This is a genomic window from Gilliamella sp. CG22 (assembly GCF_046635725.1).
In the GTDB taxonomy this organism is placed as follows: domain Bacteria; phylum Pseudomonadota; class Gammaproteobacteria; order Enterobacterales; family Orbaceae; genus Gilliamella; species Gilliamella apicola_I.
In genome coordinates this window covers 1-16,588 of sequence record NZ_JBIDFK010000010.1, presented here as the reverse complement: position 1 = coordinate 16,588, position 16,588 = coordinate 1, and the positions used below count along the sequence as shown (strand labels likewise).

Below are 16,588 nucleotides of genomic sequence, written 5' to 3'. Positions count from 1 at the left end.
GACATTAACATGTTGAATTTCAGAACGTTAATACCGGGTATTCTTGCCGCCAGTAGCATAATGGTTGTACTGGGTAGTGCATTATTATCCATTGGTTATTACGCAATAACTTCAGGTGAGATTGACAGTTATATTGACAGCTATTTATTACATATTTTGTGGATAACTGTTTATCAAGCCACACTATCAACATGTCTTTCTATTTTCTTTGCTATATTAATGGCAAAAGTTTTATCCATGGTTGAGTTTTGGGGTAAAGGTTTATTGTTGCGAATAATGCCGGTGACGTTTATTTTACCTGCACTAGTTGTTGTGACAGGGCTTTTATCCGTTTATGGGCAGCAGGGATTACTGTCAATCTTTGTGGGATATATTGGCTTGCCATTTTCATGGTCAATTTATGGATTACAAGGAATTTTATTAGCACACGTATTTTTGAATTTTCCTTATGCTTGTTGTCTATTTTACCGAACGCTGATGAGTGTGCCTGTTGAACAGAAACAGCTAGCCGCTCAATTGAATTTTTCTGGTTACACTTTTTTTCGATTGGTTGAATGGCCACATCTTCGTCGGCAAATATTGCCTATGGCTTCGCTGATTTTTATGCTCTGTTTTTCAAGTTTTGCGATTGTGTTGGCTTTAGGCGGTGGCCCCAAATATACCACCATTGAAGTAGCAATTTATCAATCCATTCGTGATTTTGATTTTATTCAAGCGGTTTTGCTTTCCTTATTGCAATTGCTTTGTTGTGTAGGTTTTATGGGAATAATGCAAAAGTTTAATAATAATAAACAAGTCACAATGCGCTTTATAAAGCAAAACTACCGTTTTCCTGTTTCTGGCTTGGCTGCCTTGCTAAGTTCAATCGTGATTATTATAGGGGGATTATTTATTTTACTTCCTTTGATAAATATCGTGATTGATGGTGTTTATTTTTTCCGTTTGTCACTGTTTACGCCAACCTTTCAACATGCAACACTGTTTTCACTTTTCATTGCATTGGGGTCAGCCATCGTAACCCTGTTAATGGCACTATTTATTCTTTGGACAAATAGTCGATTGCTCATTTATCAAAAGGTAACTTGGAGTAATCGATTAATGTTAGCCAGTTCGTTAATTTTAGCGATTCCCAGCATGATTTTAGCGTCAGGACTGTTTATATTATTTTATCAGTATGCAGGTAATACTTGGTTTATCTGCATTTTATTAATATTGTGTAATGCTTTAATGGCATTACCTTTTGTCATTAAAAGTCTGGCTACCCCCATGTTCGATGTCACTAAGCGTTATTGGCTATTAAGCCAATCCCTTTGCATTGACGGGGTTAACCATTTTTATTTGATTGAATATAAAGCGTTAAACAAATTAATGTTAAAAAGTTTTGTTTTTTCGGCTATCTTATCTTTAGGGGATTTTGGCATTATCGCACTATTTGGTGGGCAGTCAGTCATCACATTGCCTTATTACCTCTATGAGCAGCTATCACATTATCATTATCAAGATGGTAGTGTCACAGCAGCAATATTATTAATTATCTCTTTTAGTTTATTGGTTTTGGTGGATGATGATCACACTCAATCATATTAATTATCATTATGATAATTTTAAAATGTTTTTTAATTTTGGTATTGCCGCAAAAGAACGGGTCGTCATTGTTGGGCCAAGTGGTGCGGGTAAAAGTTCATTATTGAGTTTAATCGCCGGTTTTATTTCACCTGATTCAGGAAAAATAATACTCGATGATCAAGATATGACGAATGTCACTCCCGGAAAACGCCCGGTATCTATGTTGTTTCAACATAATAATTTGTTTGACCATTTAACGGTTCAAGATAATATCGCTTTAGGATTAAAACCTTCTTTAAAGCTGAATATTTCACAAATGCAAATTATTGATGATATTTTAGAAAAAGTTGGATTAACAGGATTTAATCAACGTTACCCTGAACAATTATCGGGTGGTCAACGTCAACGGGTTGCTTTAGCGCGGTGTCTAATTCAACATCGTCCGATTTTACTTTTAGATGAGCCTTTTTCAGCGCTGGATCAATCATTACGTTTTGAAATGCTTGAATTAGTTAACCAAATCTGTGAAGAATTTGAATTAACATTAATGATGGTGTCCCATTATCTGGATGAATCATTGTATTATTTTTCGCGATGTTTAGTTGTCGATGAAGGACAGATTATTTTTAATCATTCACCCAAAAAGTTAACCTGTTCAGAACATCAACATATTGCTCAGCTATTAGGCTTGAAGTCGATTTAATCCGCTAAAATTAATCTTTAGCTAAGCAGTATATTCATTGAAAATATGCTTCATATTGTTTTCATAGCATTAATGATTACCGTTGGCTTTTGTTAGTTTCAATATCGAATGTGAGTGCTTAAGGTTTTATTAATCTACCCAATGTATCTTATAAAAACTTATTCATCATGATTCGTTATTGATATTTATGCAAAATTTGAAAGAAGATCAGAAATTTAGTTTTTCCTCGTTATTTTTGATTATATTATTTTTTACCTATTTTTCATCCGCTTTGCAACTCTATATTTCTCTGTCGGGACACTCTAATTTTATTGGGTTAAGGGATTCCATTATTTATAGCTTAATTTGGCTCATACCGGTGTTATTTTTTCCAAATCATACTCGTAAAATTGCAGCCATTTATGGGATTATAGTTGGTGGATTGTCTTTAATTTCGTTAGCATATTTTGTGATTTATCGGCAGGAGTTTTCACAAAGTGTTTTTTTTATAATGGCTGAATCAAATTTCAACGAATCTAATGAATATATTCAGCAATACTTGAGTTTTAAATTGATTGCCGTATTAGTCGTCTATATTTTAGTGGCGCTATTTCTTTGGAAACAAGTCAAACCGGTTTATGTCCAAAATAAAACTAAGTGGATCGTTTCACTATTGATTGCTATTTATGCTTTGATGCCACTAGTAATCAGTGTAATGGTAAAAAAAACCTCCTTAGAGAAAGCGGGAGCACATTTATTAAGCCGTATGGAAACGACAGTACCTTGGCAATTAATGAGCAGCTATATTGCATACCGTTCACAACTTTCTAATATGGAAAATATTTTGAATAATTTGCAATCTTTGCCTTCATTAGAAAATTTAACAGATAGTAATGGGGAGACACCAAGAACATTAGTCTTAATCATTGGGGAATCGACTACCCGTACAAGAATGGGGATTTACGGTTATAACCGAAATACCACCCCGATGATTGAACAATTTAAAAAAGAAAATCCAAATTTATTGGTTTTCAACGATGTTGTCTCATCCAGACCATATACGATCGAAATTTTAGAACAAGCCCTGACTTTCGCCGATGAGCGGCATCCTGATTTATACTTAACACAACCTTCACTCATTCATCTTATGAAACAAGCAGGGTATAAAACATTTTGGATTACCAATCAACAAACAATGACTAAACGAAATACGATGTTAACCATGTTTTCTAAGCAAACAGATAAACAATATTATATGAATAATGATCGTAACCAAAGTGCCAGACAATATGATGATGCTGTGATTCAGCCTTTTAAAGAGGTGTTAACCGATCCCGCTAAAAAGAAATTTATCGTTATTCATTTACTTGGTACGCATATGAAATATGAATTTCGTTATCCGAAAAGTAGTGAATATAATGTTTTTCAAGATAAGACAGGCATTCCATTCAATATTGACGATGATAACGCCAAAGTCTACAACAGCTATGATAATGCAATTAGCTATAATGATTATGTAATAACGACATTGTTTAATACATTTAAACAGAGCCATGATAACGGTTTTATGTTGTATTTTTCCGATCATGGTGAAGAGGTTTATCAAACACCACCGTATGATGTCTTAGGACGAAATGAAAAAGCACCAACCAAACCGATGTATACCATTCCCTTTATACTTTGGCAATCACCAAGTTGGTTGAAAACACATCCTAATGATTATCAAGCTTACGTTGATCGCAAATTTAGCTCACAAGATTTAATTCATACTTGGTCTGATTTAGCCGGCTTACGTTACAATTTATATCAGCCTGAAAAAAGTTTAGTTAATCCTAACTTTAAACCATCAATACGTTGGATTGGCGATCCCTATGATAAAAAAGGTTTAGTGGATTTTGATAAATTGGTTAAGTAATTGATATCCTGATTGCACAAGCATTTAAGGTATGGTATTGTATATTTATACAGTTATATTTTAGATGCTATCATTCAGATTATGCGAAAAATCATTCATGTTGACATGGATTGTTTTTATGCGGCAGTTGAGATGCGGGACAACCCTCGATACCGTAATATCCCCATTGCTGTTGGGGGTGACCCACGAAAAAGAGGTGTTGTTGCAACAGCCAATTATCTTGCTCGACAATTTGGTATTCATAGTGCTATGTCAATGGCACAAGCGGTAAAACTTTGTCCAAATCTTAAAGTTATTCCGGGTAGACATGCTGTTTATAAAGAAGTTTCAAACCAGATTCATCAAATTTTTCAGCGTTATACCCAAGCAATCGAGGCCTTATCACTTGATGAAGCTTATTTAGATGTGACTGATTGTCAACTTTGCCATGGTTCGGCAACATTAATTGCCAAAGACATTCGCCAAGCTATATTTAATGAACTGGGTTTAACTGCGTCAGCTGGTGTTGCGCCACTTAAATTTTTAGCTAAAATTGCTTCAGATATGAACAAGCCTAACGGTCAATATGTGATTACACCTGACGAAGTTGATTCGTTCATACAGCAACTCCCTCTTAAAAAGATTCCGGGGGTGGGGAAAGTCACCGAAAAAAAACTGGCTGAACTAGGGTTATTTACTTGTCGAGATGTGGTGAAGTATGATTTAACCAAATTACTTAATCAATTTGGTAAGTTTGGTCGAGTGCTTTATGAAAGATGTCAAGGCATTGATGAGCGTGAAGTCTGTAATGACAGGCAACGTAAATCAGTGGGTGTTGAACGTACTTTGGTTGATGATATTCATACTTGGGATGACTGTTTACTGCAACTCGATCCACTTTATGATGAGTTAGAAAAACGATTAAGTAAAGTCAGAACAGATTTATCGATTGCCCGACAAGGGGTGAAATTTAAATTTGATGATTTTCAACTCACGACACAAGAACATGTCTGGGCAAAGTTGGATAAACAAGATTTGATTGAACAAGCGTACAAAGTTTGGCAAGAACGACGAAATGATAGGGGGGTTAGGTTAATTGGCTTTCATGTTACCCTTATTGATCCACAATTAGACAAACAGTTAATCTTCCCTTTTTAGCTGTTTAAAGCACTAAGGTGTTAAGCTGAATTTATGGGGATGATTGAAATATCATAAAATCCCCATAAATAAGTTTGGCTTAACTAAGTCGTTATTTTAAGTTTTCACCGTTGGTCTGAATGACTTGTTTATACCAATCAAAGGAATCCTTCTTATACCGTTTCATGCTACCATTACCTTCGTTATCACGATCAACATAGATCACACCATAACGTTTTTTCATTTCGCCAGTAGTAAAGGATACAACATCTATAATTCCCCATGCGGTATACCCAATAACATCGACCCCGTCATAGTCCATTGCTGTTAACATTGCTTTGATATGTGCACCGAGATATTCAATTCGAGGTTGGTCATGTATTTGATGACCATTTTCAAGTTGGTCAATTGCCCCGAAACCATTTTCTACAATAAATAACGGCAATTGATAGCGATCATATAAACGGTTTAATGTATAGCGTAAGCCTTCAGGGTCAATTGGCCATCCCCAGTCACTGCTTTTAATATAAGGATTTTCAACCGCATTTGGTAAAGCACCATTCACGATATTGTCACGGTTATCATTTTTGACATCGGCTTTAACGACAGTAGACATGTAATAACTAAACCCAATGTAATCAACTGTGCCTTGTTTCAAACATGCTAAATCTTCTTGCGTAATATCAAGTTTATAACCTTCACGCTCAAACTCTTTTAATGCATAAGCAGGGTAATAGCCTCGGACATGAACATCAGGGAAGAAGAATCGTTGATGCATTGCAATTTCTGAAGCCATCATATCTTCAGGATTACATGAGTATGGATAGATTGGTACATGAGAAATCATACAGCCAATTTGAAAATCTGGGTTGATTTTTTTACCCGCGATCACGGCTTTAGCACTGGCTAAGAGTTCGTAATGAGCAACTTGGTAAAGGACTTCTTGCGGATTTTCGCCTGCTTTGACTTGCACGCCAGAATTAGTCCAAAAGAAGATAGGGTTGCTCGTATCCATTTGATTGTTAATTTCGTTAAATGTCATCCAGTATTTAACTTTGTTTTTATAACGCTCAAAGCAGGTGATCGCAAATCGTTCAAAAAACTCAACCGTTTTACGATTACGGAATCCCCCATATTCACGAGCAATATGCAAAGGAATTTCAAAATGGGATAGGGTAATGACCGGTTCAATTCCGTTGGCAATTAATTCATCAAATACCGCATCGTAAAACCGTAATCCCTCTTCATTAGGTTGCAGTTCATCGCCTTTAGGGAAAATTCTTGTCCAAGCAATCGAAGTACGAAGACATTTAAGTCCTAGATCCGCAAATAGTTTAATATCCTCTTTATAATGGTGATAAAAATCAATTGCGGTATGGTTTGGGTAAAATTTTCCTGCTTCAATATCTTGCGTAATTTGTCTTGGCACACCGTGTGCACCTGCTGTCATAACATCGACGACACTTGGGCCTTTACCGCCCTCATTCCAACCGCCTTCAAATTGGTGGGCAGCTAATGCACCACCCCATAAAAAATTTTTTTGCTTCATATCTGTGTTCCTTGTTATTGCTTAATGTCAAATACGATATCTTGAGTTGTAACGTCTGTTTTATCGGTTAAAGTGATTTGCTGATACTGCGTACTATTAACAATAATAATTGGGGTGATTAATGGATAACCCGCTTTTATAATTGCGTCTGGATCAAAACTGATAAGCAAATCACCTTTTTTAACTTGTTGATTTAATGATACATGATAATTAAACTCGTTATTTGTTAAATTAACTGTATCGATACCACAATGGATTAATAGTTCTACACCATTATTTAAGGTCAAACCAATTGCATGCTTTGAACGCTCAAATACTGCAGTAATTTGCGCATCATCAGGGGCATAAACGTGATTATCCGTTGGCTCAATTGCGATACCTTCTCCCATTAACTTTTGCGCGAAGGCAGGATCAGGGACTTCACTCAGTGGCAGCGCTTTTCCTGTCATTGGGCTGGTAATTTGAATTTCATCAAGTAAAATATTTGGCGTATCATCTTCGATTGAATCGTTTGAGGATAATTTTGTTTCACCCGTCCCTAAAATTTGTATCAATAATACAGGTCCAAACAGGGCAATTGCTGAACCGAGTAATACGCCAATAAATGATCCTGGGTGTTCAGGGTTAATCGCATTAACTATAGTTAACGGACCCGGCAAAGCGGCATAGGTATAGTAATAAGGTGTAAAAAATCCAGCAACAATTCCGCCTATTGCTGCACATGCACAGCCATAAATGAATGGTTTTTTGAAACGTAAGTTAACACCATATATAGCCGGTTCAGTAATACCAAAAATACCGGTAACAAATGCGGATAAAGAGACCCCTTTCATATCTTTATTTTTGGTTTTGATATAGAATCCTAACGCCGCGCCCACTTGACCAATAACAGCAATTGTTTGGAAAGCTTGGAATGAATCTTGACCGTATTGATTAATATTTTCAATGATAACGGGGGTGATTCCCCAATGAACACCGAAAATAACAAATACTTGCCAGACTGCACCGATTAATCCACCTGCCACAGATGGTGCAAGATTAACAATCCAGTTATACCCATTAGCAATATAATGTGCAGCATTTGCAGTCAGCGGACCGATTGCAAGCAAAGTAAGCGGAACCATAATGACTAAGCAAATAAGAGGCATCAGGAGTGGTTTGATGATGCTATGTAAACGTGGCTCTAAAAATCGTTCTAAATAAGATAACAACCAAACTAAGAATAAAGGGGGTAAAACCGTAGATGTATAAGTAGTTTCAGACAATGCCAAACCAAATAAATTAACTTCTTGTCCTGATTTGATGAGTGCAGCCAGTTCAGCCCATGTTGGTGATAACAAGGCTGCACAACACGCCACGGCGATATAAATATTACAGCGAAAATGTTGTGATGCAGTAATCGCAATAAAAATAGGTAAAAAGGCGAAGGGTGCCCAAGAAATAAAATTGAATACTTGATAAGTACCTGTTGTTTCAAAAGCAGGAATGGCTAATTTAATTAAGATTAAAATCCCTTGTAATATTCCCGATGCGGCTAAAACATAAACGAAAGGCGCAAAAACGGCTGACATAGTTGCAATGATAAGATTTAATATATTTTTATTTTCGGAACTTGCAACTTTATTATCTGTTTTAATTAATTGTATAAAAGCATTGTAGACCTTATCGACATTTGTGCCAATTACCACCTGAATTTGTCCTCCTTTTTCAACAACGGTTATGACGCCAGGGAATTTAGCAATATTTTCTTTAGCATTTTCGGGTGTTTTTTGGGTTACCAAACGTAAACGTGTTGCACAACGAGCGACTGTGACAATATTATCTTCACCACCCAGCTCATTCAAAATATCAACAGCCAACTTATTATAGTCTCGAATCTTTGATGACATTGTTTAAAGTTCCTTATAAAAAATACAGTTAGCTTATCTTATCGACAAATTGAAAATTGTTAATTACCAATTTTATTGTTTGTGATCTAGATCTAATTTTAAATTTGTTTGCTTTAATATTAAAATAACCTGTATAAAATGGGATATGCCTATCTAAAAAACAGAGAAGGGAAATAAATGTTAAAATATCAGGATGTTGCAGAAAAAATTAAACGAACAATTTATCAACAAAAATTGCCAAAAGATACCCAATTACCCAATATTGAAGGGTTAATTAACCAATATCAAGTCAGTCGGACAACCATTATTAAAGCCTTAAATCAACTTGAACGCCATGGCGTAATCTATCAAATACAAGGTAGTGGTATTTTTGTCAGACAGCCTAAAAAAAGTGGATATCTCAATTTTCTAGAGAGTCACGGCTTTAGTGTAGATTTAAACGATCTTCCTGGTGCATCGCAAGTATTTAACGTAGATGTTATTGAACCAGACAAAAAAGTAAAAGAAAATCTAAGATGTAGTGATGATGAACACGTTTATTACATCAAGCGTTTGCGTTATGTGGACGGCGAAATATATGGATTTGAACAATCTTATTATCGCAAAAAACTGGTTTCATATTTGAATAAAGAAATTGCTGAGCATTCAATATTTAGTTATGTGAAAGATATCTGTAAAATTAGCATTGGTTTTTCAGATAAGTATTTCAAAGCGATAAAATTAGACGCTGAAATAGCGGAATACTTAGGCTTACAAGCAGGCGATCCGGCGTTATGTGTTGAAGAGATATTTTATACATCGGCAGGAGAACCATTCGATTTCTCAACAATTATCTACCATTATGATAATGCTAAATTTTATGTACAGAGCCATTCTAAATGAATCGAAGTTTTAAAAGAGTAGCTTGAAAAAATGGATGATTGATTTAGTAAACTATTTGTACAATAATTACTTTAAATTATAAATAAAATGGTAAGTATATTTGGGGTTAAACGCTCTCCGACTATTTACCATTTAATTAAAGAGCTAACTAAGGAGAGCGTGTTCAATTGATGATAGGTTTATCTTAAAAGTTTATTGTATAGGTTTAAGTGTTTCAAAAATACCTGATAAAACAAGATTTATTTTATACTCTGTTGGAGCATAAATATTAACATCAGCCCTCATATTTCCATCAGCATACAATCTTTTCGCATAACGTTGAGATGGATTGTATTCAGAATGCAAATCAAATTCTCCACCGCTTATATCAAGTTGTATTGGTGCACCTAACAGATATTGTTTCGCCAGTAGTCTTTCAACTTTATTTTTAAGTTTAGCTAATAATATTGCTTCATGCTCTTCAACTGCTTTTTGAACGGCTTCTTTCGAAACGGTGTAATAAGTATCATCATTGACAACCATTTTTAATTCTTGAGCTTTAGCAATAATTTTACCAATAAGGTCAAGCTTAGTTGTTTTGACCATAAGATTATGCTGAACATAATATTGTTTTACCGTAATTCTTTCCGGTGATATTTTATCCGTATCTGAATTGGTTATGGTGAAATCAGTTAATTGAAGTTTTTTTAATTCATCGGTAATGGTTGAATATTTTTTATAAAGACTATCTTTGGCGTTATTTAAAGTTTGGGCTGTTTCGCGAATATTGAAAGCATAGAGATTTTTAACTTTATCGCTTTTTACTTGATGAATATCATTGATATTATATTTATCTAATATTTTATTGAGATCAACAAAGCTATCGTTATTATCAATCTTTATAACAATATTCATATTTGCTTGATATTTTGAATTTTCTTGACTATTTTCTTGATTTATCTCTCTCACATTGTTTTGATAACCAATTGTCTCTAAATTGTCTTCAGTTAAGCCCAACTTCAATAATTCATCTTTAAATTGTTTCATTATATTTACATTGAGATCTGAGGCATCGTTAGGTGTTGCGGCATCAGTTAGTAAAGTTACAGAAAATTGTACTGTGTCAGGTTTTAATACGACAGTTTCAGAAATTTTGGCTTCAACTTTTCCAACAGGTATTAAATTTTTGCCATATTTTAATTCTTGTAATTGAAGATAAGTATTATTGACATTCAATTCTTGATTAACTGAGTTAGCAGCATAACTATTAAAGGCGATACCAATATTGAGTAACATGGCAAATAAAATTGTTTTTTTCATCTTATTATCCTTAGTTAATGTTTATTTGTTTATAAAAATACTTGTTGAATTGCTAATAAAAGGCTAAATAAATCTAATCTAGATTATAGATAAAAAGCAAATTAAATGTCTAAAAAATGTATTGGATTGTAAAAAGATGTAAAAGCGTTTTTCAACGCTTTTATTTCATTAGCTGATTGTGTAAGAGTTTACTTTAGTTTATACCATATTGCTCACGATAAGCTTCAACTAGTTTTACTTGATCTTGTCTGGTTGGATCTTGATAAAGATATTGGATCAAATCATCAAGTGTAATAATTGAAATCACTTCGCAATGATAAGTTTGTTTAATTTCTTGAATTGCAGAAAGATGGGCACGACCTTTTTCTTGTCGGTCTAAGCAAATTAATACGCCAGCTAATTTTGATTTATTATCTTCCAATATTCGCATCGATTCACGTATTGCGGTTCCGGCAGTAATAACATCGTCAACCAGCATAACACGTTGCTCATAAATCGAACTGCCGACTAAATTGCCTCCTTCACCATGATCTTTTGCCTCTTTACGATTAAAGCAGTAAGGAACATCAACGTTGTGATGTTCAGATAATGCAACGACAGTTGATGATACAATCGGAATCCCCTTATAAGCAGGACCAAAAATTACGTCATATTCGAGCTTGGCATCTAATAAAGCAGCAGCGTAAAAGCGACCTAAAAGCGCTAAATCTTTACCGGTGTTAAACAAACCCGCATTAAAAAAATAAGGACTTTTTCGACCTGATTTTAAGGTGAATTCGCCAAATTTCAATGCTTGCCGATTTAAAGCAAATTCAATAAATTCACTTTTGTATGATTTCATCGATCCTCTCCAATTAATCTTTTAAGGCCTGTCTTTGTGCATCAATAATTGTTGCAATGCCATTTTTAGCTAATTCTAATAATTTTAATAATTCGTCATGACTAAAAGGTTCACCTTCGGCAGTTCCTTGAACTTCAATAATTCGTCCGTCATCAGTCATTACTACATTCATATCAGTTTCAGCATTAGAATCTTCAATATATTCTAAATCACATACCGGTTGACCATCGACAATACCGACAGACACCGCTGCGACCAATGATTTAATCGGATTTTGTTTAACTTTACCTTCGGCAATCATTTTATTTATCGCATCATTTAGCGCTACACACGCGCCAGTAATTGAAGCTGTTCTTGTACCACCGTCAGCTTGAATGACATCGCAGTCTAAGGTAATGGTATATTCGCCTAAAAGTTTAAGATCTATCATTGCTCTTAATGAACGAGCAATTAATCGTTGAATTTCCATTGTGCGACCTGTTTGTTTACCTTTTGCCGCTTCCCGTTGCGTTCTTGAATTAGTCGCACGAGGCAACATACCATATTCAGCCGTGACCCAACCTTGATTTTGACCTTTTAAAAAACGGGGTACGCTTTCATCGACAGTTGCATTACACAGTACTTTTGTTTCACCGAACTCTACTAATACAGAACCTTCTGCATGCTTAGTGTAATGACGGGTAATTTTGATAGGGCGGACTTGTTCCGCAGATCGACCTGACGGGCGCATGCATTTCTCCAGCAGTTATATTTAAAAAATTATTTGAATTTACCATTTAGGAGGACATCAACAAGAAAAAGGTTGATGTTTAGCCTAAGCTAAGAGCGCATTATACAGAATTTGTGATACAATGCCCAGCAAGTTTTTTACTAAATTTAGGAAGCCATTATGATTTCCAGTATGACCGCTTATGCCAGAAAAGAAGTAAATCAACCATGGGGGACCGCTTCTTGGGAGCTTCGTTCGGTCAACCAACGTTATTTAGAAACTTACATCCGTTTGCCTGAACAGTTTCGCTCACTTGAGCCTATTATTCGTGAACGGCTTCGTCATCGTTTAACGCGGGGTAAAATTGAATGCCATTTGCGTTTTGAATTGGATCCTGCTGCTCAACATCAAGAATTATCTTTAAATCAAGATCTAGCTAAACAAATTTTAAATGCAGCTAATTGGATTCAGTCAGAGCACAAATCCGGCGAAGTCAATCCTATCGATGTTTTACGTTGGCCAGGTGTATTATCAGCTAAAGAGCAAAATTTAGATACCATATCGCAAGAACTTTTAGCAATATTAGATTCGACAATTGATGAATTTATTACTGTACGTGAACGTGAAGGTAAAGCATTAGGTGATCTTATCATCCAACGGCTCGAAGGGATAACGGAACAAGTTGAAAAGATTCGTCAATGGATGCCACAGATTTTGGAATGGCAAAAAGAGCGTCTACAAACTAAATTAGCTGAAGCCAATATCGAATTAGATAGCTCAAGGTTTGAACAAGAAATTGTCATGATGGCTCAACGTATTGATGTTGCTGAAGAGCTTGATCGTCTAATGACACACGTTAAAGAAACTTATGCAATTTTGAAGAAAAATGAAGCCGTTGGACGTCGACTTGATTTTATGATGCAAGAATTCAACCGTGAATCGAATACCATTGCTTCAAAATCTATTAATGCCGATGTTACGGCTAGTGCCATTGAATTAAAAGTTTTAATAGAACAAATTCGAGAACAAGTACAAAATATCGAATAATTTTATTAATTAGATATAACAACGTAATTCTTCTCAATATCAATTGATTTTATTATCAAAATATTGAGAAGTTAATGAATTTAAAAATAGCTCGATTTTAACATTTAAAAAAATCCCTTTTTCTTTCCTTTTACTCATACTAAAATACGCCGCTCCCAAAAAAGCTTTGATATGTTTTATGAAAATAATGACGGTTTCACTTGCTGTCAATAATATAAATTATCTAATTTTTCTATTGAAATAATCAAAGTAGATTTATCTATAAATATAAGGAAAAATAATGAACACCTCAACTGAACACTATCAATTTTCAAATAAATTCAATCTGGGCTCTACGATTGTTTTAACTTTGCTGGGTATTTTTGTGGCTATTTTACTTGGCGTTGTATATGCCATAATCTCTCATTTTTCTCCACTAATTCTTATTGATATCGGTCTTATTGTGGGGATGTGTTATGTGATAATCATGTTGCAATCTAATTTATCTCAATTAGCGAAGATCCGTAATGTCAAAATCAATATATTAATGACTTTTTTAATCTGCTTGTTTGCCTATTATTCAAATTTGGTTACTTTTGAAGTTTTGTTATTTGACACTAATTATTTGTCCAATTGGATTTCACTGTTTTTATCGCCTATTGATACTATAACTTTATTAATAGATGATATCATTCCTTATCGTGAAATCACGATTACTAAAGGCAGCTCATCAAAAGGTTCAATTTCAGGGATGTTATTAGCTGGCGTTTATCTGATTGAATTCTTAGTCTTCTTTTACCCAATTTTAACAGCTTTATTCATAGAAGATGCCTTTTGTGAAGATTGCCAAACTTGGTACAAAAAATATTTTTTCCATTCTTTGTCTAGTGAAGAATTAGAAAACAATATTAATAATAGTCGTGTAGGTAATTATGTCGATGCATTAGCCAATGTAGAACTTCAAAAAGATATTCGGGATTTGCTCGTTAAAAAGACTGACGATAAAATGTCAATGCTAAATTATGAATATTGCCAATGTCCAAAATGTCAGCAAAAAAGTATTTTAACCATTACGAAAAAAATGTTAAAACAAACGGATAAAGGACCTGAAGTTGAAGGTGTGAATGATGGAATACTTGTCAATCAAGCTTATCTTGATCACCAAACAGATCAACTTTTTTCAACAAAAATCTAGCATCACAACGATTAACTATTCTCTTTTAAAATCAGGTACTCTTAAGAGTGCCTGAAAACCCATATTTTAGCTGAAGTCTATTTCCTCAACTCAGTACATCGAAAATGTTATCTTCCCAATGTTAAATCTAAAAAAATAATGTTGTTATAAAAATCGTTTAATAAATAGCGCTGTAAATGTTAAAAAAAATTTAATAAATATCATAGAGAAAAAATAAAATAATGGCTTACCATTTAAATTTTATTAAAAATTTATTTGCGTTGTCTATGGCAGCTAGCCAAGTCATCAACCGTTATAAATTGAGAAGTTTGGTGTGCAAAAAAGGTCCAATGTTTGTCACTTTTTAAGTGAAAATTAGATTAGCGGTTTTTACGTTTATCTGAAAATTATCTCATCAAAACTTTTCATTGTTTTTTCATTGAATTAATTAATATTTAATAAACAAAAACAATATATTAAACAATGCTTACAATATTTATAAGAAATTTTCGATCGATTGAATATTGATTGATCATTTAATCCGATCAATAATATTTTTACATAACTTTCTAAAAGACTAGTGGTTATGTTTAATATCGTAAAATCAAGGAAATTTAATAAATGAATAAAATCTACAAAGTTTTAAAAAATAGACAAGGAATAAGCTTGGCAGTATCGGAACTAGCCAAAGGCAAAACAAAATCTTCAGTAAGTAAAATTGCAGCAGCCATCATGATTACAGCTGCTATGTCTGAAAGTGCATTAGCTGCACCAATTCATATCAATTCGAATGAAACAATCAAAGGTAATGGTACTGGCACAATTCAAAGTGGTCAAATAACCAATGAGGAATATTCATTAGGGTCAGGGACAAATGGAAAAGGACGTCTAACGATTAGTGATGGCGGTACGCTATCGTTAGCAAGAATTTTAGTTGGTCGAGGCGCAGGAAATTCAGGTGAATTAATTCTTGATAATGGACATCTTATTAATGCTCAGGGTGTTGCATACTTTGGTTTCCAAGGTGGTGATGCGAATGTATTAATCACAAATGGTGGTACTTTCACTAATACTGCTTGGGCTTCGCCAAGTATAGGAAGTGAAGCTGGTTCTAATACCACCCTAACAGTGAAAGGTAAAGGAAGCGCATTCATTCAAAAATCGAAAATTCAAGTATTTGTTGGCGCTAATGGTAATGCCAAAGTTGATGTCATAGAGGGCGGCTTATTTGATGCAAAAAATACGCTATTGCTTGGATTTGCAAATGGTACTGCAATTTTTAATGTTATAGGTAAGGATTCAACATTAAATGCGGCCACTATGCGTGTAGGGCCAGAAAAAAATGTAAATACGGGTCATGCTGAGCTAAATATTTTAAATGGTGCTAAAGCCAATATTGGTGATACAGTCAACGGTACTTTAGTTGTTAGAAATGGCGGTAAAGTATTTGTTGATGGAACTGATTCTGCATTGAATGTGGTTAAGGATATATCAATTGGTAATAAAAGTGAAATCACGGTTTCTAATGATGCCAAAATAAACACAACTAAAAACGCTAATGGTGAAAATGATGGTATAACCATCAATGAGGGCGGTAAATTAAATATTGGTGGTAAACCAAATGAAGCGCCACAAAAAGCGGGAGCAATTGATGTGCCGGTTATCCATTTTGCAAATCAAGATCCATCATTACCAGCGGGTGAACTTAATTTCAATCATACTAATAATGATTATCAAGTAGGCTGGGATATTGATAGCAAAGCAAATGGAAAAGGCAATGTCAATGTAATCTCTGGTGATAACTTTATTAGTGGTAAACATACTTATGAAGGAAACACCAATATAACTGGTGGTTCTTGGAATGCGAAAGCCGAGAATGTCTTTAGCGAAAAATCTAACTATAACGTTGATAAGAAAGGTTCACTTAATTTAGAAGATCA

The 16,588-nt window shown here is 34.4% G+C and carries 13 protein-coding genes; 8 read left to right on the top strand and 5 right to left on the bottom strand.

Annotation, left to right across the window (positions count from 1 at the left end; translation table 11 throughout):
* The first annotated feature begins 9 nt into the window (after nt 1-9).
* The 4 genes from thiP to dinB all read left to right on the top strand — a co-directional run bounded on the left by thiP (nt 10) and on the right by dinB (nt 5,300).
* Nucleotides 10-1,587 carry a thiamine/thiamine pyrophosphate ABC transporter permease gene (thiP, locus tag ACGH46_RS09025; RefSeq protein ID WP_411605362.1) on the top strand — a complete coding sequence of 526 codons (1,578 nt, stop codon included), beginning with the start codon at nt 10-12 and terminating at the stop codon, nt 1,585-1,587.
* A 22-nt stretch (nt 1,588-1,609) separates the two neighbouring features.
* Complete coding sequence (gene thiQ / locus ACGH46_RS09020) at nt 1,610-2,269, top strand: thiamine ABC transporter ATP-binding protein (RefSeq protein ID WP_411605360.1); 660 nt, start codon at nt 1,610-1,612, stop codon at nt 2,267-2,269.
* A 187-nt stretch (nt 2,270-2,456) separates the two neighbouring features.
* Complete coding sequence (gene cptA, locus ACGH46_RS09015; RefSeq protein ID WP_411605358.1) at nt 2,457-4,163, top strand: phosphoethanolamine transferase CptA; 1,707 nt, start codon at nt 2,457-2,459, stop codon at nt 4,161-4,163.
* A gap of 81 nt (nt 4,164-4,244) precedes the next feature.
* Nucleotides 4,245-5,300 (top strand): DNA polymerase IV, encoded by a 1,056-nt coding sequence (dinB, locus tag ACGH46_RS09010; protein ID WP_267352172.1) that lies wholly within the window; start codon nt 4,245-4,247, stop codon nt 5,298-5,300.
* Between the two features lie 91 nt (nt 5,301-5,391).
* Here the strand turns inward: dinB and ACGH46_RS09005 are convergent, their stop codons facing one another.
* Nucleotides 5,392-6,828 carry a 6-phospho-beta-glucosidase gene (locus ACGH46_RS09005; protein ID WP_411605357.1) on the bottom strand — a complete coding sequence of 479 codons (1,437 nt, stop codon included), beginning with the start codon at nt 6,826-6,828 and terminating at the stop codon, nt 5,392-5,394.
* Nucleotides 6,829-6,842: 14 nt separating this feature from the next.
* On the bottom strand, nt 6,843-8,717 hold the full coding sequence (locus tag ACGH46_RS09000; protein WP_411605355.1) for a glucose PTS transporter subunit IIA: 1,875 nt from the start codon (nt 8,715-8,717) through the stop codon (nt 6,843-6,845).
* A gap of 177 nt (nt 8,718-8,894) precedes the next feature.
* On the opposite strand from ACGH46_RS09000, the gene ACGH46_RS08995 reads away from it, so the two are divergent.
* Nucleotides 8,895-9,599, top strand: a complete 705-nt coding sequence (locus ACGH46_RS08995; RefSeq protein WP_267359312.1) for a GntR family transcriptional regulator — start codon at nt 8,895-8,897, stop codon at nt 9,597-9,599.
* Between the two features lie 192 nt (nt 9,600-9,791).
* Here ACGH46_RS08995 and ACGH46_RS08990 read toward each other — a convergent pair whose 3' ends face one another.
* The 3 genes from ACGH46_RS08990 to rph form a co-directional block, all read right to left on the bottom strand.
* On the bottom strand, nt 9,792-10,898 hold the full coding sequence (locus ACGH46_RS08990; RefSeq protein WP_411599240.1) for an SIMPL domain-containing protein: 1,107 nt from the start codon (nt 10,896-10,898) through the stop codon (nt 9,792-9,794).
* Nucleotides 10,899-11,091: 193 nt separating this feature from the next.
* Nucleotides 11,092-11,739, bottom strand: a complete 648-nt coding sequence (pyrE, locus tag ACGH46_RS08985) for an orotate phosphoribosyltransferase (RefSeq protein ID WP_411605353.1) — start codon at nt 11,737-11,739, stop codon at nt 11,092-11,094.
* 13 nt (nt 11,740-11,752) lie between these two features.
* Nucleotides 11,753-12,469 (bottom strand): ribonuclease PH, encoded by a 717-nt coding sequence (gene rph, locus ACGH46_RS08980; protein WP_220215281.1) that lies wholly within the window; start codon nt 12,467-12,469, stop codon nt 11,753-11,755.
* A gap of 159 nt (nt 12,470-12,628) precedes the next feature.
* Here rph and ACGH46_RS08975 point away from each other — a divergent pair, with 159 nt between their 5' ends.
* The 3 genes from ACGH46_RS08975 to ACGH46_RS08965 all read left to right on the top strand — a co-directional run.
* Nucleotides 12,629-13,495: a YicC/YloC family endoribonuclease gene (locus ACGH46_RS08975; RefSeq protein ID WP_411605352.1), complete on the top strand. Its 867-nt coding sequence runs from the start codon at nt 12,629-12,631 to the stop codon at nt 13,493-13,495.
* A gap of 280 nt (nt 13,496-13,775) precedes the next feature.
* Nucleotides 13,776-14,669 carry a hypothetical protein gene (locus tag ACGH46_RS08970; RefSeq protein WP_411605350.1) on the top strand — a complete coding sequence of 298 codons (894 nt, stop codon included), beginning with the start codon at nt 13,776-13,778 and terminating at the stop codon, nt 14,667-14,669.
* 600 nt (nt 14,670-15,269) lie between these two features.
* The coding region (locus ACGH46_RS08965) for an ESPR-type extended signal peptide-containing protein (protein ID WP_411605348.1) at nt 15,270-16,588 on the top strand (1,319 nt) is incomplete at its 3' end.